The sequence below is a fragment of the Brevibacillus sp. AG162 genome, from assembly GCF_006715575.1.
GTDB lineage: Bacteria > Bacillota > Bacilli > Brevibacillales > Brevibacillaceae > Brevibacillus > Brevibacillus brevis.
Genome location: NZ_VFNO01000015.1, coordinates 81032 through 98780 on the forward strand (window position 1 = coordinate 81032; position 17749 = coordinate 98780).

Here is a 17749-nt window from a genome sequence, read left to right on the forward strand (position 1 = left end):
AGTCTATGCAATCCAGAAAAGCAGCTTCTATGATCATACTATCTGTTTCGCCAGTAGTGATCCTGCTCACGATCTTGCTCTCCATTCATTACGGGGCCAAGCCGATTGATGCGGGGACTATCTATCAAGCTTTCTTTGCCTTTGATGAAGGGAATGTCGATCATCAAATTGTGATGCACTCTCGCTTGCCGCGAGCGTTGGGAGCACTTATGATCGGAGCATTTCTGGCGATATCAGGAGCGTTGATGCAGGGGATGACGAGGAACTATCTCGCGTCCCCCTCTATTATGGGTGTATCTGACGGATCGGTCTTTGCCGTTACACTATGCATGGTTTTCATTCCATCTGCTACCAGTGTCACGATGATTTCCATGTCCTTGATCGGATCAGCACTCGCAGTCGCGATGGTTCTCGCTTTTTCCCGACTGTTGCCGAACGGTTTGGCGCCAGTAGGGATGGCGGTCATCGGAACGATTACGGGAACCTTTTTAAGCAGTATCTCAGCTGCGATTGCTGCTTATTTTCAAGTATCGCAAAACGTCAGCTTTTGGTACAATGCCAGGCTGCATCTCTTGGAGCCAGAACTGGTGAAGCTGGCGGTTCCTTTTGCCGTTGTCGGTATTGTCCTGGCACTCCTTTTGTCTAAATCGGTCACGATTTTATCCTTGGGCGACGAGGTTTCACGTGGTCTCGGGCAGAGAACCGTGATGGTCAAAGTACTGGCAACGACCGCTGTTGTCATTCTGACAGGCATTTCCGTTGCGTTGGCAGGAAAAATCGCCTTTGTCGGGCTGATTATTCCGCATATGACCCGCTTTTTGGTAGGTCTCGATTATCGATGGATCATTCCATGTGCAGGATTACTGGGCGGCATATTCCTGGCATTGTCTGACGTTCTCAGCCGATTTATGAATAGTCCATTTGAAACCCCAATCGGTGTGGTAACGGCTTTTATTGGCGTTCCGTTCTTCCTCTATTTGATTTACAAGAGAGGAGGGGGAAAGCATGCCTAATCGAAAAGGTAGATTTCGTTTGCTGTTTCTCGTCAACATCGCCTTGATTTTGATTGCGATTTATATCAGCCTGACCAATGGCGTATTTGACATGACAATATTGGATGTCATCCGTACGTTACTGCGAATTGATCCTGTAGCGGAATACGATTTGGTTATTTTCGATTTCCGCCTGCCGCGGATTGTTATTGCGGCGTTAGTCGGCTTTGGCTTGGGGGTCGCTGGTACCGTCATTCAAGGGATCACCCGTAACGGGCTGGCTGATCCGGGGATATTGGGTATAAATGCTGGGGCAGGAGCTGCTATTGTCGCCTTTATGTTTTTCTTTGGTGGACAATTTATGGATGCGAGCTGGTATTCCATCATTGCTATGCCTTTGTTCGGTTTGACAGGTGGCTTGCTCGCAGCTGGACTGATTTATCTATTTGCCTGGCGCAACGGAGCTCTTGACCCTCAACGGCTGATTCTGGTAGGGATCGCCATTGGCTCCGGATTAGGTGCCGTGGCGCTGTATCTCTCGTTAAAGATGAATCCCAACGATTTCGAAATGGCAACCGTCTGGCTTTCAGGAAGTATTTGGAGTGCCAACTGGACGCATATTGCAGGGATGCTGCCATGGCTTGTCATACTCATTCCTGTTTTAATGCGCAAGGTGCATATTCTCGATTTGCTTCAACTAAGCGAGGAATCCGTCAAGAATTTGGGTGTGTCCGTGGAAAAGGAGCGCAATATTCTTCTGCTGTCGAGTATCGGGATCGTGAGCGCGTGTGTGTCGGTTTCGGGAGGCATCGGATTCGTTGGTTTGATGGCACCGCATATTGCGAAGCGTTTGACGGGAATCCAGCACAGGTATGTTCTTCCCTTGTCAGGAACAATCGGGATGCTCATGGTCGTGGCAGCTGACTTTATCGCCAAAACCGTGTTCACACCCATTGAACTGCCAGTGGGTATTGTCATTTCGATCATCGGTGTGCCGTATTTCTTCTATCTACTGAGCAGACGCAAAAAATAAAGAAGGGACGTGCAATTCGTGAGGGGACAATTATTTGCAGACGTATGCCATCACCGGGCTCTGCTCGTATATTTGCCGCCATCCTATGACAAGAGTACGTCCCGTTATCCGGTCATGTATGTCCACGACGGCGGCGACTTGTTTGATCCTGCGTTTAGTACTGCACTTGATGTAATCGAAGATAGGTTTGCAGAGGGAAAAATTCCTGAGCTGATTCTCGTCGGCATCCAACCTGGAAACCGCAGGGATGACTATACGCCTTGGTTTTCCAAAGCGATCTCGCCTGAGCGCAACATTGATTTTGGCGGGCAAGGTGATGTGTATCTTTCTTACGTTGCCAATGAATGTAAGGCGTATATCGACAGCAAGTACAGGACAGACCCTGGGCCGGAAAAAACAGGGATCATCGGATTTTCGCTTGGCGGCTTGATTTCGATGTACGCTGCGCACCAATATCCAGACGTTTTCACGAAAATCGGCAGCATCTCGGGATCGTATTGGTATGAGGGCATGGTTCCGTTTATGCGGGAAAAGAAAATGTACCATCCCGCGCTGCGCATCTACATGGATGTTGGCAGTAAGGAAGGCGCAAAAAAACAAAGCGTCCAGAAACAAATGGTCCCGCTGACAAAAGAAGCGCATCAGATATTGGCTGATAGCGGCTTTACAGCCGATCAGCTCGTCCTGCTCATTGACGACGGGGCGGATCATCTGAGCGAAAGTGCAAACGCCAGATTTCCGGGGGCGTTGCAATGGCTCTGGAACGAGAAGGAGGAGACAGAAATGGAACTGCCAAAATTGATTAGAGAGCGTCGTTCGATTCATCGTTTTACAGATCGTGAGGTAGACCCTGCGCTGGTCACAGAACTGATGGATACAGCGGTGTGGGCGCCGAATTACCACATGACGCAGCCGTGGCGCTTTATTGTGACGTACGGGGAAGGCAAGAGAAGAATCGCTGAGGCCGTGCGGATCATGAAGGAAAAGCGTGAGATTGATCCTGCGAAAAAGAAAGAAGTTGGCGAGAAGTTTTACAAGAAAATCATGGCGATTCCTATGCTGATGACGGTCATTATGGAAGAAAGTCCGAACCTGATTACGCGTCAGGACGATTTCGCTTCGACCAGCATTGTCATTCATAACTTTAGCTTGCTGGCGTGGGAAAAAGGCATCGGGCTGACATGGGAGACATACCCGTGGATACACGAGCCGGAATTCCGCGAAGCGATGGGCATTCGACCAGGAGAAAAAGTGCTGGGGAACCTGCATATCGGTTATCCAGCCGCGATCCCTGGCGCTCAGCCGCGCATTCCGGCAGCAGAGCGCATCACACTTGTCGACAAAGCATAGGACAAGATCAAATGAATTTTTCTTGTCACAGGATTACTTTTTGTGGTACTCTTGGGTCATTCTACAAGAAAGGGTGACCATTAAGCCAATGATCTGCTAACTCCTATTTCCACAAAACCAATCGGATGAAACGATGCGTTTTTGGATAGGGGTAGTATGTGCATATTGGCGAATAGATGGTAGATCCTTTTTAGACTCACCAAAGGGTTTCTATGTCTTTTTGGCGATAATATGCGTAGCCTCCTGTCCAGATCGCAATGGATAAGGAGGCTTTTTTATGTCAAATGTTTTGAAAAACCGCTATGTCAGGGCTATTTTGTTATCAGCATTTCTGTTGCAAATCGGAGTATGGGTGCGCAACATGGCGATTCTGCTCTATGTGATGGATCATACAGGAGGCGATCCGTATGCCGTATCCATGATTTCTGTTGCGGAGTATGCGCCAATCTTTCTGTTTTCCTTTCTTGCTGGTACGTTTGCCGATCGCTGGCAACCGAGAAAAACGATGGTCTGGTGTGAGGTGCTCAGTGCTCTATCGGTTGTCGGAGTGCTGCTTACCTTCGTTTACGGCTCGTGGAAGGCCATCTTTTTTGCCACACTCATTTCAGCCATTCTCTCTCAGTTTTCCCAACCGTCAGGAATGAAGCTGTTCAAGCTGCATGTACCTGGTGAACAGCTTCAGGTAGGAATGTCCGCGTACCAGACTATTTTCGCGATCTTTATGGTATTTGGTCCGATTGTCGGTACGTTTGTGTTCCAACAATGGGGGATGGAGGTTGCCATGGTCATCACGGCAGTTGCGTTCCTCTCTGCGGCCGGCGTCCTGTATTTGCTGCCGCCAGATCGTGTTGAGAAAGAAGAGCAGCAAGAAACGGCACTGCTTGGGGAGATGGTCAGCGGGATTCGTTATGTGTTCTCCAGTCGCGTATTGTCAATGCTTGGCTTTTGCTTTTTGGCTGTGGGTTTCTCATTGGGAATGATTCAGCCGCTTGGGATTTTTATCGTGACCGAACAACTGCAATTGCCAAAAGAAAGCTTGCAATGGTTAATTACCGCTCAAGGTGTGGGGATGATTGCTGGAGGGGCCATGACGATGGCAGCTGCCAAAACGATTCCACCGCAAAAGCTATTGGTCATGGGGCTTCTTGGAAATGCGGTCGCAGTAGCGATTTGCGGGATGTCCACGAATCTGTGGCTGACGCTTGTTGCTCAGTTCGTCGCGGGATTGCTCCTGCCCTCCATTCAAATTGGGATCAACACCATGCTGCTTAAAAATACCGAGAGTACCTTTATCGGTCGGGTGAATGGAATACTGACCCCGTTGTTTACAGGCTCCATGGTCGTCATGATGAGTATCACAGGGGTATTGAAAGTGAATCTTCCGCTCGCAGTCATATACGGGATCGCTGCATTCCTGATGATCATTGGTCTCAGCTTTATTTTGCCGCTTTATCGTATGAGGGAAGGAAACGTGGTGCAAAGTACAGAACAGACTGGTGTATAAGCGTTTGGAAGAAAAGGGAGGCTTGGACCAGATGGTGCACGAACAGATTTCTTCTAGAGAAGGATTGAAGATGGTAGCTGCTGTTCGCGAGCTGGCGATGCGGTTGCCAGAAGTATCGGAGCAGGTAGACGCATTTGGACATACATCGTTTCGCGTAAACGACAAGCCGTTTGTCATTTTGGGAGAGGGGGGCACTGAAGGCCCCTCCCTTTCTGTGAAGGTGCTGAAGACGACCCAAGAGATTTTGCTTGCGCAGGAGCATTTTTACAAGACGCCGTACATCGGCCATCACGGCTGGGTTTCGATCCTGGACAAAAACGTGACTAGCTATGATGAAATCGAGGATTACATACGGGAAGGCTACATGTGCGCGGCTCCCAAGCGACTGGTCAAGCAATTACAAGAGCAGCCTAGATAACACAGCCTTTATGAAAAAGCACACCTCCCCTGATCGTTCCTGTATAATTTTAGTGTAACGAGTAGTGAGCGAACGTTCGACACAGCAGCATTCAGACAAAGGGGGAGCCGGTTTTGGATTGGAATCTCCAGCAGATGAGCAAATTGCTTGAGGTCGTTTTTGAAAATGCCCATGAACCGATGATCGTAACGGACAAGGACGGAAAAATACTCTTATTGAATCGGAGCTATCGGGAATTTCTTAATGTACAGGACGTGATCGGACAGCCAGTGACGGATGTCATCGAAAACACGCGGATGCATATTGTCGGTCAGGCTGGCGTTGCCGAGATCGCCGACATTCAGCAAATAAAAGGACAGAACATGATTGCGCATCGCATCCCGATCATGGACGAAGGAAAAGTGATTGCGGTTCTGGGAACGGTGCTGTTCCAGGACGTGCAGGAGCTCACTGCCTTGGCTGCGATGGTTGCTCAGCTGAAGGATGAGCTGACCTATTATAAGAAAGAGCTGCGGCGGCGGATGGGGGCTACCTATCATTTTGATCAAATCGTTGGGTACAGCCAGAAGCTGCAGGAGCTTAAGAAATTTTCTCAGAAAGTTGCGAAAAGCGATTCGACTGTGCTCATCACGGGCGAAAGCGGGACGGGCAAGGAGCTGTTTGCCCACGCCATTCATGCCGAGAGCAAGCGCAAAATGGGTCCTTTCATTCGGGTGAATTGTGCCGCTATTCCGGATTCTTTACTGGAATCAGAGCTGTTTGGCTATGAAGAAGGTGCGTTTACCGGAGCTGTTCGCCGCGGAAAAAAAGGAAAGTTCGAGCTGGCCAACCACGGAACCATTTTGTTGGATGAGATCGGGGACATGCCGTTGCCGCTGCAAGCCAAGCTGCTGCGCGTGTTGCAGGAAAAAGAAGTCGAGCGGGTAGGTGCTGTACGGACGACGCCAATCGATGTACGGGTGATCGCTTCCACGAATTCGGACATGCTTCAAAGCATCAAGGAAGGAAAGTTTCGGGCGGACCTCTATTATCGTTTAAACGTCGTGTCACTCTCGATCCCTCCGTTGCGCGAGCGTCTGGAGGATTTGCCGGAGCTGGTTTCGAACCTGCTCAAACAGCTTGGCGAATCCACTGGCGTTGTGGTCAGGGTCATTGATGAAGAGGTATGGAACGTACTTCGGGGTTACTCCTGGCCAGGCAATGTACGGGAGTTGAAAAACGTGCTGGAACGAGCCCTTCATCTAATCGAAGACGATGTCCTGAAAAAGGAGCATATTTGGCTGCCTGTATCTGAAGAAGGGGCGCTCGCATCCTTGTCGGTCCCAACTCATGCTGTTCGACCATTGAAACAAGTCTTGGAAGAGGCTGAGCAGGAAGCGCTTCGCCAAGCGATGCAGCAAGCAGGGGGGAACAAGCTTACCGCCGCCAAGCTATTGCAAATCAGCAAGTCCAGCTTTTACGAAAAGTGGGAGAAGTACCAGTAACACGAGGCGCGTATAAGTCGGGGATGTGGCGTTGAGCCAGGTTCGCGGCTTTTTTCATCTGCAGGAACAACGTTTTGGTAGATGTATGCGGACGCGCAAAATGAGAAAACGCGACGCGCAAAATGAGATAGTCCGATTCAGTAGGTTGAATGAAATAATGTATAAAAGGGTCCCTGAATATGCTAACAGGAGACCCTTTTATATTGCATTTAAACGCTCTTTAAATCAAGTTTGAAGGGTATTTTATACGAACATACATTCGTTTAAATCTAGTTTCCCTTCAAGGCGAGTCGTTCCCACAAGCCCTAGAAGCCCGTTATTTGCTCGTTTTGAAAAGCTGCATAGTGTTCTTCGCCCCACTATGGAAACCTACTATAGAAGCAGCGAGCAGTATTCCAGCGATCAGGCCAACTCCATTCATCCCAATGAAGTACAGGCCAACTGGGACGCATAGCACAACAGCAAGGAGCGGGATAAACTTCTTCGGCACACCCAATTGAATAGCGATCCAAAGGAGAAAGAGCATCGCAGGGATTACAGTTGCATCGAATACTGACAAGTCAAATTGTAACATTACAGCTTCACCTTGCCTTTCAATTTTACAGTTTTTGTATCTTCAGACCAGTCAACATCCATGCCCATGACGTTTGCAATTTCCCGAACCCAGGCGAAGCCAGTACCCTCGATCAAAACAGAGCTGTTCAAGACGTAGCCGGAGAAAAGGACCATTCTCGACGCTTCACACCAACCCACCGCATCACCCTTGCCGAGAGCATCAGCCAATTTTCGTACTGGAATGTATGCTTTTCCATCTTTCAAGAAACCTGTGATTTCTGTAGGTTTTGCGTCGATTTCAAGCTTCACAACAGTTTGGCTATTCACAGTATTCACAGGTTTGCTCATAGGTGGATTTACAAGCGCCTGAATCTGAGCTTCAACGTCTTTTTTGAATTTGGTGAATAGAGCTGGCTGCTCAACCCACGGTTTAGGGCAGAGCTTCCGCCATCTTGTGCCGTGTGCATTCACTTGCTCAATATCATAGTGTCTTATGTTGCGATCCGTCTTGTACCCAAAAAGGAGCTGCAACAAAGCACCCACTTTAACGGCTGAAGCAACAGTGTCAGGGTGGAAGCTGCCGTCTTTTTCGATACAAAGCTCGATTCCAATTGCATTCAGGTTATACCAGCTATTCCCGGCGTGATAGGCACGTTCCCAAAGGGGAATGATAATCCGAATATCTTTTTGGTAAATGAAGATGTGAGCGCCAGCGTAGCGGTCTGGGATGTTGTCATTCGGGTTTTGATTCCTCAAATTATCGAAATATTGCTGCTCACGCTTCGCAGTAGCTCCAGGATCGGCAGTGTAGTGCCACACCGCCGAAGATTGAGACTTGAGGGCTTGTCCATCCCTAGAAAACTGGTTTACATGGATGAAGTCCTCGACAGCTATTTCTAGCAATTGCTTGTAATACTTGTTGCTCTGGATTTGTGATTTATTCAATAAAATTCACCTCTTACTGGCCCGAAGCCATGATCTCTTGTTTTTCTCCCTCGGTGATATAGCCTTTTGTAACGGCTGTGGTCAGTTCAGCTTCAGTCCACGCGCCGGATTCCCATCTCATCGCGCAATACGAATAAAGTTTGCTCGCCATCTTAATCCCTCCGTTTTATGCCAGCAAGAGTGCATCTAGTGCATCTTGTGTGATTTTTAATTGTTGCTCTAGCTGCGCAATCTTTTCATCTTGCGTTAAAGGCTTATCTACATACTCATAAGAAAACTCTTTTGTTGTCGGATTGAAATATAAAACCGCTTCTTTCCCTGCGATATTGTCCGGGGTGGGTACTGTCGGAACAAGTACGCCGCCTGCATTTTCTGCATCCGCCGCATTGTTTATGCCGATCTCCTCCGGCAAATAATGAATTGTCAATACTTTGGCTTTTCCTCCAACTGGTGACTCATGGCGAATAAAAATCATGCTTAACCCCTCCATTTGATATTGTATAAAACTCTTGTGGTGTAATAACGATGCACAAGCACCTGAGAAACCCCATCCGATGCAATTTGTTCCCCGCTATTGGGCGGAGTATCTGTCCATGTAAAATCAGTAACGCCGGGATATATAACCACCGGGCTGCCGTTATCAGCACTTATATAAATATTGCTATTTGGGAATAGTTGGTGCGTGCCGTACATACGCCCGGATGATCCTCGGTTTTCCAACCCAACCCCATTAACGGTATTGGCATAGGTATCCATTCTCCATCGGTAAAACAAGGAATAATAATTGGCCCCATCCTGCACCAATGCGTTTAGCAAAACAATACCGTCAACCTTCGTGAAGAATAACCCAACGGTCTGATAGGTTGTTGAACATAGCGCCACCCTCACGCCATCCGACAACCTCGCAACAACAATGGACGTTGAAGAATACTGAAATGCCGCCAACCCCAACTCTTCATTAATCGCAAACCATGTGTAACCATAGCCAAGGTTGTAACCAGCATCTGCTGTTGTGGTTGTGGACTCCGTAACAAGGTCGCTCTTTCTGACTTTATAAATCTTCTTTCCTGCCGCATCCATGACATATAAATAGTTTGCTGTTTGCGCTATAGCTGCGCCTGCCGGAAATGCTGCGCTTTGTGCCACAAGGTTCAGCGCCAAATCGTACTTATAAATGGCTACTCCGCTTGAAAGCACATAAATATAGTTTCCGTCAAGCAAGTAGTCTGTAAGTGGGTTAATTGTCTTTGTGATAACGGTTTGATCGTCTAACTTCTGGCGAGTAAATTCGTTGGTATTCGGGCCATGTCCATACATATACCCGTTTTTCAAAAGGATTTTTCCGTTGTAAAAACTCGCACCACCGTATTGTGCAACCTTCTCCAATACCATTACTTTTTTCTTATTCCCGCCCGATCCGATGCCATGCGCTGCCAATAATTGTGCTGTATCCACGATTTCTTTCCTCCCTTCTTAACCGCAATTCAGATAATCACCGTCGGCATCATAGGTAACCGGGTTATTGACTGTAGAAATGACAGTTACCCCATCCAGTTCATACTTTACAACCTGCATGGTTGGGTAATTCCCATTAGCATCTACTGCGCCCGTCAATGTTGTACGAATTGCTAAAGTACCATCAGGCCGCAAATAATCAACCTGCGTAAATTTTCCATTCGCATCCTTGCCGCTGCGTCGTACCAAGTAGTTGGGGCTAACCACGTCAATGTCTCCCAGCTTCATCTGCGAAGCACCGAGGATGTTAATTTTCCCTTTCCCTGCGAGAGTTTTATCTGCCGCCTTTTCAAACCTAACATCAAACCTGTTTGATCCGTTATCGAGAGCTGTGCCTTGCGCCGTCATGCGGATACGGTAGGCGCTTCCTTGATCTACAATTAGACCGCCTTGATCCCCAGTGCCACCAGCCATGCGAGCAATCAAATATCTCACTGCTGCCGATGCGTCTACAATTACATTTCCAGTGAAAGTGTTGTCTTGGTCGAGTGCTGCGGCCTTCTCCAATGTGGTTCTTGGCGCAGTTTTCCAGTCAGCTTTCCCAGTAATGGCTTTAATCATATTAGCGATTCCGCCAAGCAGAGCGGACAACAACCCTGTGTTTGTGGGTGCTATCGTCTGGTCGATGGTGCGGTTTGCAATTTTCGCATCAGACACCGATCCATCTGCAACGCTTGCAGCCTCTCCAGTGATGCTGAAGGCTCCCTTACCCGTAGCGTCCAGGCGCGGGACCTTATTTGCTCCGTTGGCTGCGACTTCAGTCATTGGAACAAAATCAGCGGGGACCTTTCCGCCGATGCTGGCTGCATCGCCCGTGATGCTAAAGGCTCCTTTGCCCGCAGCGTCTAGGCGCGGGACCTTATTTGCTCCGTTGGCTGCGACTTCAGTCTTGTCGAGCTTTGTATCATTCAGAAACTTGTCATTGTTTATGAGGTCTTGATAGGGACCGTTCCACAGCTCAGGAGTTGCATCATCGCCCTGTACAATGCCGCGAACACGATCTTTAAACTGAGACTGTCCGATAAGATCAGCCAAATTGTTCACCACCTTGAATAGCTTTTAAATATCGTTTGAACGGCATTAAAACCGTTCTTTAATCTTGAAGGTTCCATCCACCATCATTTGACCGAAGGTGATGGCCCCGAACGTCATCCTGTAGGCCAGTGTGCCGTCAGCGTAATGCAAGCCAGCTTCTGTGATCGAATAGCCATCAAGCGTACCCTTGGGAACAATCGTGGTGTAAACCAGGATGGTCGGATCAGTAGGATCATGCTGTACAGAGCATGGGAGAATAGCCACTTGGTTTTCCATCGGGTCTGTTCTGCCCGGCTGTACTGGTGTGGTTATGTCTCCAGGAGCATGACCACCAGTACCAAAACTCATCTGTGTGATTCCAGGCGGTGCGGTTCCATTCAGGCAAGCATTGGCTAAATCAATGCCGCGCTGCCTCGTTGTTACAATGTTGCTCAAAGTCTAACCCTCCTTGTGCTGTCGCTGTATTCAATCTGCAAGCGTCTTTCTGTGCTGCCGCCAACCTTCCAAGAGCCATCCACTTTCCAATTCACCGGGTCCGCCGACAAGATGATCCGCTCATGGACTGTCATCATGTCGTCTATCGCCATTGCCTCCTGGTTGACCACAAGGCCAACCTCCGGCTGAAGGATGGGCAAGGCAGTTTCAGCGGTGATGATCAGACTGATTTCCCCGGCTGGATCGGTGACTTGTGGTGTTTCAAAGGTTCTGTTGAATCGGATGGAGTAAAGCTTTGCCTCGGCAGGCTTCATGAATTGAATGGCGTCTGCCACGATCCGCAAGTGATGGGGAAGGAATGGCTGATCTGGTTCGTTAAGATCGACCATAAACTCAGCCCATCGCTTGGAAAGGTCCTCGCCGTTTGGTGTGTCCAGGTTGTATCCGACTCCGATTTTCCATGTGCCGTCAATCTTCAGAGCTGCGCTGCCTTGGTTGAGAACGTGATACGTTCCAACCTTCCAGCTCCCATCAATTTGCAGCCCGTCGATCTTGAGGCGGACAATCTGACCGATCTTGTTCTCGCTGTATTTCAGCTTGTAGAAGGGCAAGACGATTGCGCCTGGATAACCGATGAGAGCAAGCGCTCTTTTCATTCCTGGTTCTGTTCCGATTTCTTGATGAAGGGGAACAGCAGCCAAAAGGCGGTTGCGGTACTCTTCGACGGTCTCCCCACGATAGCGAGGCATGTTGCGATCTCGCCCGTGAAGGGCAAGCGCTGCTTCCGAAGCGGTGGGGATCATAGCGTCACGACGGATTTTAAAGACATCAAGCTTTGCTTTGTCAAAGAAGCTTCCCAAGCCCTGGGAAAAATAATAGATGTCGTTTTCCTCATCGGTGGGCTGAAGCTTAAAAACCCGATGAACCATTTCATAAAAGTAGTTGCCAAAGGCGCTCATGATTGTTTCACCGCCGCTTGGTATGTCAGGTTAATCGTCCCGATCTCAAGCCGTTGATTCTTCAATGGCAGCAGGTCTTGAGCTGGAGAAGTAAGCTTGACGCTAACCGTATAGGGAATAGTTCTCAGATTCCCTTCGATTCGATCAACGGGCAAACCGAATTTGTCCACTTTCTCAACCAGCGGATAGTTGTCTTTGTCGTCAGGATCAATGCGAACCATCACCTGAAGAACCTCGGTATGTTGTGGTAAGAGCGTTGTCGGGTCCCCATAATCCGGGTCATAAAAGATCGTCCCTTCGATGTTCACCGGGATCATGGTAGGCGCTTTTGCCAAAACGTCTGCAATGATGCTTTTCTTCTCATTCAGCTTTGCTTGGGCCAACTCGATCAGTTCAGCAGGAGGCGCACCCGCGACGCCGCCGATGTAGACGTCCACGGTTCCTTGGCCCCTTGGGTGGGTATCATCAACGGATACCCAAAGGACTCCTGGAACACTCCGGGCGATGGACTCATAGGTGAGTGCATTCCCGCCGCCCTGGGCCAGCTCCGTCCAAACGAGCTGCCTTCTCAGATTCAGAGAGTCGTCCGATTCACGGTCAAGTCCTTCAGCCGTGATCCAATCGTCGCGGTTTGTAACAGCGTCCACTGGTAAGTGTGTGACGATCTGCGTAATGGTGTTGGCAGGGACGTTGTAAGCAGCTCCAGGCGATTCAGCTCGGATCGGGACAGGTAGCTCCGTTTGACCCGCCGGGAACAGCATGCGGGCTGTCGATAGGTAGCGGTAGGTTTTCCCCTGCATATCCGGCTTTGTCCGAAAGATGCTACCCTCCGGGATGATGCTGTCCGTTGTGGCGTCGCTCCTGGTGAGGATGACCTTTCCTTCCGTCTGCCGCGCAAGAATCCGCTGGACGTTATGCTCGGCTGCTTTCAGGTCTGCCCAGTCACCCGTTGGATTGAAGATCGAATTGACCACGGATCGCAACAGGTTCCGAATGTCACGCCCACCGCGCCAGAAAGCCTCCAAAAGCGTTCGCCATACGCCGCCCGGTTTGGTGTTACGCAGCCCCAACTTTTCGACGTTCGGGTCCTTGCTCATTTCATCAATCCATACAGGAGCTGAAGGCATTGGATCAATCAATTCTTGAGGATCAATCAAGGAGGACCACCCCTTGATAGCTCACGGAGAAGTCAACTACCGTGGGCTGAGTCTGTAGACTGCGATCTACTGGACGGAAGGATACTCGCCCCCGAATGCCGTCCAAGCTCCAGCGGGTAATGGTGACATGGATTGAATTTTCGTCAACCTCATACTTTTTCACGGTTTCAGCAATGACGTTGGCGATTGCAGCTTCCGCCTCTTCGCTTTGTTCCATATGCAGAAACTGGAGCAGTGGAGCGCCATACTCAGAATGCAGGTCAATTTCGCCTTTTTCCGTGATAAATTCGTGCCTCACTTCCTGAATGGTCAGCTCTTCATCATCTATGAGAGCAAGGTCTCCGTCCGCTGTTCTGACGAATTGGCCATTTTTGAGCTGTAGATCAGCCATGTTATCACATCCTTTCAATGATTCTGGCTTCGGTGGGATCGCCGTATGGGAAGGCCACTAATACTTTATCGCCGTTCAATAGGTCAAGGAATCGCCTGGAATCGTAGGTTGCCAGCAGTACAGGAATTGCCTCATCTGGCTGACCATCTTGTGTGAGAATTTGCACGTCAGCTTTCCCGCCTCCGGCCTTCATCACCGTGCCATACATCGGATACCTGAAAGGAGCAAACCAGTCTGGGTGTTCATTGCGGAGAACCTGAAGAATGAAGCTCTGTAGCATCCGCACGTCTTGCATTTCACTCATGAGGCTGTCACATCCTCAAAAGTGAAGATAGTACGGAGGGACCCGCCTTCACTGATATGCCGGATCGACTTCACGAGAACGACGTCGGATTTCACTTGCGGATGGTCGATGATAACCTCCATCGAATGGAACAGGCTGGGCATGCAGACCGTTTTGACTTCCACCATGTTTCCTGTTTTCAGCAGATTGACGATGTTATTCCCTCGCTCAAAGGCCGGGCATTCGTCAATGTCATCGGCAGGATGAAAGTGTCCTTTGCCATCCGCATCGAAGTAGGGAAGAAACGAATAACCAAAAGCTCTTGCTAGTTTTCTGGCTTCGTCATAAGCGCTCCAACCGTGAAAAATGACGCTCGGCTTTATCGGGCTGGGATCTTCCGGGAGAACAACTTCTGAATGACCGCACTCACGGAAGAGCAAACCTGCTGATTCATGGAAGTCAACATCCCGCAGCGCCTTTGTCACTTTTGTTTTCAGCATGTCCACCATAAAGTCTTTGATGAGAATTTCCGTTCCGACGGAGGCGATCCGCCCCGTGAATACTCGTTCCGTTTCCTCAATTCCAAGCCATACCTCGACACGCTGATCCTTTTGCAATCTCATTCCTTGTGCCAGCTCATCTTCTAACGTGAGCCGGGCGAGATCGGCAGGAGAGTCAGCAGCGTGGTAGATGTCCACCTTCAGGATGCCGCCAGTCAGTTCCAGGTCATCGGTGTGTAGCTCTACGTTTAAGGCCATTATTCTTTCAGACCTCCCAGGCGGTGCGGCGTATCGTCGTCCACGGCTGGCGATTTCTTCAGAGGGTCTTGGACCGTGACAAACGTCGGCATTGGATCGGACTTCTTCTTCTTCGTTTCGCCTTTTTTCTTCTTGATGAGGCTTACAGGGACCGGGATATATTCGATCATGTCCAGTGATGCCGTGATATTATCGCTTTTCTCGCTGGACTCTTTGGTGTTGAAATTGGTGATCTTTACCTTGCTGATCCCACGGGCCAAGAGGTGAGGATCGCTGATCGGATAAACAGGGGGGACCTTTCCCTGCTTCGCCAGTTTTTCAATCTTTGCGATCTTGTCCAGGTAGGTCCCTTGTTCGTCATCCATAATCAATAGCGAGAGGCGAATCGTCTTGTTTTGGTATCCTGTCGCGTCTTTGATCTTGTCTTTTTTGCCCTCAATTTCGAGGGTATCCGTTACGCTTTCGCCATCAATTTCAACTTTTTGAACGATGGCGGGAAGTAGCTGTCCGTTTATCATCATGACGGCTGCACTCCTATTCTTCGTGTGCTTCCAAGTAGCGACGAATGCCCGAAAGCAAGCTGTGATCTGAGCTGCCGCTTTGGTACAGATTGAAATTGTACGTGTTCTGTCTGCTCTCAACGGAGCTGCTGCTTTGGCTGATTGATCCGCCGCTGCTTCCGTCGGTTGTCGCATCTTGACCAAAGAAGCCGGAAAACATGCTGCTGCTTGAGCGTCTAGCAAACGAATCACTGGCGGACTCCATTCCTGCGTCTCCAGCAAACGCCGGAACAACCGGGATGGAAATGGGTTGAATGCCTTGCAGCATCGGGTCCATTGCTTTTTGCAGCGCCTGTGGAAGAACACGTCCGGCCTGGGCAATCCCTTCCGCGATGGTTCCTGGAACAGCCCGACCGCTTCTTGTCAGCTCGGAGAGAGGGCCTTCCTTCGCATCGGAGAACGGGAGCAACTGCCGAAGTTTTGTCAATGCTTGCTCCATGACTTCATAAGGCTTGTTGATGACTGATTGAATCCCTTGGACAAAGGCTTCAATCAAGCCAGCTCCGCTGTTCTTGAACGTCTGCCAAAGGTTGGAGAGGTAGGCGACAATCTGATCCCAGTGTTGAGCAATCAGCATCGGGACGCCGATGATCGGCATGAAGATTGCCAAGAATGTAGGTCCCCATTGTTGGAGGAAAGCAATCGCTTGATTAAGAATCCCCATGACCCAATTCCAACCGTTCATGAACCATGTCGTCATGGTGTTCCAAAGCTCGATAGTCTTGTCCCGAACCATGTCATAGTTCTGGCCTAACCATATCAGCGCCCCCATCAAGGCCACGATTCCCACGACAATCCATGTGAAAGGATTGGCGAGAAGTGCAACGGTTGTCGCCCAGATGGACGGAAGCAGCGCCCAGAATCTCACTGCTAGGGTGACGGCACTCTGCGCTAACATTCGGAGTCCTACCATTCCCAAGCGAAACGCAGCAACTGAGCTTTGATACAGGGCCGTTATCATGCCCCACAATTTTGTTCGGAGCGTTCCGATTCCTTTACCTGCCCAAACTAGCCCTTGCCATAGCTGCATGAGGGAGGAAGCCATATACAGCACAGCAGTAGTAGAGAAGGCCAGCACTGCCAGCAAGCCGAATATCACGGTTCCCCACAGCAGAAATTGACCGATAATTTGCGCTAGAATCGGATGGGCTTGCATAAAGCCGCTTAACGATTGGACCACACTTTGTATGGGAGGGATCATACTTTGCAGTACAGGGAGTAGGGCATCCCCCAACTGTAATTGCACGGCCTTGATATTGTTTTGCAGGATTTGCCACTGAGCTGTAGGAGCCTGCTCCATAATGGCCTGCATCTCTGCTGTGACCCCAGCAGAATCCCCAAGGTCCTGCAAAGCTTTCTTCATGTTGTCAATTTGAGGAAGAAGAAGCTGCACCGCTCGAATCCCCTCATCTCCAAACGCTTTTTGAAAGGCCATCTGTACTTGAGGCGAAGCCTTAGAGAGGTCCCCGTACTTGTTCTGAATTTGTTCCAGGGTAGCAATAAAGTTGAAGCTGCCGTCAGCATTTTTGGCGATGGCGAATCCCAGTTCACCCGATGCTTTCAGGATTTGCCTCATGAATGCTGAGTAGGCTGTACCTGCCATTGATCCTTGCAGACCTGCGTTGTTGAGCTGGCCTAAAACGATATTCAGCTCTTCAAACCCATGCTTCGCGCCCAAAGCGGACGGGATTGCGTACTTTAGCGATTCATTCATGGTGTTTAAGTTTGCGTATTGGAAGAGAGCTTGAGACTTAGCCATCACATCGGCTAGTCGTGTCATCTCACCCGTTACATCTTTTGTCTTATCACCCACGTTGTTGTAAACAACCGCCAAAAGGTTTGCCGCCTCGATGTTGTCTCCTTTGGTTGCAGTGGCAAGGGCTAGGGCTTGTCTTGTACCCTCTAATGCCTGGATGTCATTGAGGCCCGCCGATCCCATTGTCGTATTGGCGTCCAAAAATTCAGCAACTGCTTGTTTATGGGCCATACTCCATTCAATGGCGGCATTCTTTGACGCTTCCAACGATTTTTGCATGCTCCCCATAGTGGATGTGGTCACAACCTCCAGGGGAGCTAACGCATCTTGGACTGCTACCGCAGGCTGTATCAACCCACCTATCAGGCCAACTCCTGACGCTGCCAGTACCGCAAACGCTGTTCCGGCAACGGCAGCCTGATTCCCGATGGTCCGTAGGGTTTGGCCTGTTTGGGCAACAGATTCCCGGACTCGTTGCATCTGTTGAACAATTCGACCAGCAGGGCCGGACATCTTATCAATCAAGTCCAGGATAAACCCAAGTTTGAATATGCCCTCGATACGATCACCCCTTTGGCTTTGACATTTTGGCTTTAAACTCCATAAGCCAGGAGGCTTG

At 49.6% G+C, this 17749-nt stretch carries 20 protein-coding genes; 6 read left to right on the top strand and 14 right to left on the bottom strand.

Going from position 1 to position 17749, the window contains the following annotated elements; translation table 11 throughout:
* Positions 1 to 5: 5 nt before the first annotated feature.
* The 6 genes from FB479_RS28870 (at position 6) to FB479_RS28895 (ending at position 6781) form a co-directional block, all read left to right on the top strand.
* The gene (locus FB479_RS28870) at positions 6 to 1013 is read left to right on the top strand and encodes a FecCD family ABC transporter permease (protein WP_142067527.1); all 1008 of its coding nucleotides are present in this window, start codon (positions 6 to 8) and stop codon (positions 1011 to 1013) included.
* Positions 1006 to 2025 carry a FecCD family ABC transporter permease gene (locus tag FB479_RS28875; protein ID WP_142067528.1) on the top strand — a complete coding sequence of 340 codons (1020 nt, stop codon included), beginning with the start codon at positions 1006 to 1008 and terminating at the stop codon, positions 2023 to 2025. Before FB479_RS28870 ends, FB479_RS28875 begins: the two co-directional genes overlap by 8 nt.
* A gap of 18 nt (positions 2026 to 2043) precedes the next feature.
* Positions 2044 to 3375 carry an alpha/beta hydrolase-fold protein gene (locus FB479_RS28880; RefSeq protein ID WP_255438792.1) on the top strand — a complete coding sequence of 444 codons (1332 nt, stop codon included), beginning with the start codon at positions 2044 to 2046 and terminating at the stop codon, positions 3373 to 3375.
* A gap of 277 nt (positions 3376 to 3652) precedes the next feature.
* Positions 3653 to 4879, top strand: coding sequence for an MFS transporter (locus FB479_RS28885; protein WP_142067530.1), 1227 nt, complete (start codon positions 3653 to 3655; stop codon positions 4877 to 4879).
* 31 nt (positions 4880 to 4910) lie between these two features.
* On the top strand, positions 4911 to 5297 hold the full coding sequence (locus tag FB479_RS28890; protein ID WP_106657443.1) for an MmcQ/YjbR family DNA-binding protein: 387 nt from the start codon (positions 4911 to 4913) through the stop codon (positions 5295 to 5297).
* 113 nt (positions 5298 to 5410) lie between these two features.
* On the top strand, positions 5411 to 6781 hold the full coding sequence (locus tag FB479_RS28895) for a sigma-54 interaction domain-containing protein (RefSeq protein WP_106657376.1): 1371 nt from the start codon (positions 5411 to 5413) through the stop codon (positions 6779 to 6781).
* Between the two features lie 316 nt (positions 6782 to 7097).
* Here the strand turns inward: FB479_RS28895 and FB479_RS28900 are convergent, their stop codons facing one another.
* Genes FB479_RS28900 through FB479_RS28965 form a run of 14 tightly spaced genes read right to left on the bottom strand, consistent with a single transcriptional unit; the run spans position 7098 to position 17655 of the window.
* Positions 7098 to 7355, bottom strand: coding sequence for a hypothetical protein (locus FB479_RS28900; RefSeq protein ID WP_106656352.1), 258 nt, complete (start codon positions 7353 to 7355; stop codon positions 7098 to 7100).
* Positions 7355 to 8281 carry an N-acetylmuramoyl-L-alanine amidase gene (locus FB479_RS28905; protein ID WP_164724422.1) on the bottom strand — a complete coding sequence of 309 codons (927 nt, stop codon included), beginning with the start codon at positions 8279 to 8281 and terminating at the stop codon, positions 7355 to 7357. The genes FB479_RS28900 and FB479_RS28905 overlap by 1 nt, the downstream gene beginning before the upstream one ends.
* Before the next feature lie 13 nt (positions 8282 to 8294).
* Positions 8295 to 8432, bottom strand: a complete 138-nt coding sequence (locus FB479_RS28910; protein WP_106656350.1) for an XkdX family protein — start codon at positions 8430 to 8432, stop codon at positions 8295 to 8297.
* Between the two features lie 15 nt (positions 8433 to 8447).
* A complete protein-coding gene (locus FB479_RS28915) occupies positions 8448 to 8756 on the bottom strand; it encodes a hypothetical protein (RefSeq protein ID WP_106656349.1) in 309 nt (102 codons plus the stop codon).
* A 2-nt stretch (positions 8757 to 8758) separates the two neighbouring features.
* Positions 8759 to 9736, bottom strand: coding sequence for a hypothetical protein (locus tag FB479_RS28920; RefSeq protein ID WP_106656348.1), 978 nt, complete (start codon positions 9734 to 9736; stop codon positions 8759 to 8761).
* Between the two features lie 18 nt (positions 9737 to 9754).
* Positions 9755 to 10831, bottom strand: coding sequence for a hypothetical protein (locus FB479_RS28925; RefSeq protein ID WP_106656347.1), 1077 nt, complete (start codon positions 10829 to 10831; stop codon positions 9755 to 9757).
* 45 nt (positions 10832 to 10876) lie between these two features.
* Complete coding sequence (locus FB479_RS28930; RefSeq protein WP_106656346.1) at positions 10877 to 11266, bottom strand: hypothetical protein; 390 nt, start codon at positions 11264 to 11266, stop codon at positions 10877 to 10879.
* Complete coding sequence (locus FB479_RS28935; RefSeq protein WP_106656345.1) at positions 11263 to 12225, bottom strand: hypothetical protein; 963 nt, start codon at positions 12223 to 12225, stop codon at positions 11263 to 11265. The genes FB479_RS28930 and FB479_RS28935 overlap by 4 nt, the downstream gene beginning before the upstream one ends.
* Positions 12222 to 13382 carry a baseplate J/gp47 family protein gene (locus tag FB479_RS28940; RefSeq protein WP_106656344.1) on the bottom strand — a complete coding sequence of 387 codons (1161 nt, stop codon included), beginning with the start codon at positions 13380 to 13382 and terminating at the stop codon, positions 12222 to 12224. The genes FB479_RS28935 and FB479_RS28940 overlap by 4 nt, the downstream gene beginning before the upstream one ends.
* Positions 13375 to 13773, bottom strand: coding sequence for a contractile injection system sheath initiator (locus FB479_RS28945; RefSeq protein ID WP_106656343.1), 399 nt, complete (start codon positions 13771 to 13773; stop codon positions 13375 to 13377). The genes FB479_RS28940 and FB479_RS28945 overlap by 8 nt, the downstream gene beginning before the upstream one ends.
* Positions 13774 to 13777: 4 nt before the next feature.
* Positions 13778 to 14077: a hypothetical protein gene (locus FB479_RS28950; protein WP_106656342.1), complete on the bottom strand. Its 300-nt coding sequence runs from the start codon at positions 14075 to 14077 to the stop codon at positions 13778 to 13780.
* Positions 14074 to 14814 carry a hypothetical protein gene (locus FB479_RS28955; RefSeq protein WP_106656341.1) on the bottom strand — a complete coding sequence of 247 codons (741 nt, stop codon included), beginning with the start codon at positions 14812 to 14814 and terminating at the stop codon, positions 14074 to 14076. Before FB479_RS28955 ends, FB479_RS28950 begins: the two co-directional genes overlap by 4 nt.
* Complete coding sequence (locus tag FB479_RS28960) at positions 14814 to 15335, bottom strand: hypothetical protein (protein ID WP_092266336.1); 522 nt, start codon at positions 15333 to 15335, stop codon at positions 14814 to 14816. Before FB479_RS28960 ends, FB479_RS28955 begins: the two co-directional genes overlap by 1 nt.
* Before the next feature lie 13 nt (positions 15336 to 15348).
* On the bottom strand, positions 15349 to 17655 hold the full coding sequence (locus FB479_RS28965) for a phage tail tape measure protein (RefSeq protein ID WP_106656340.1): 2307 nt from the start codon (positions 17653 to 17655) through the stop codon (positions 15349 to 15351).
* Between the last annotated feature and the right edge of the window lie 94 nt (positions 17656 to 17749).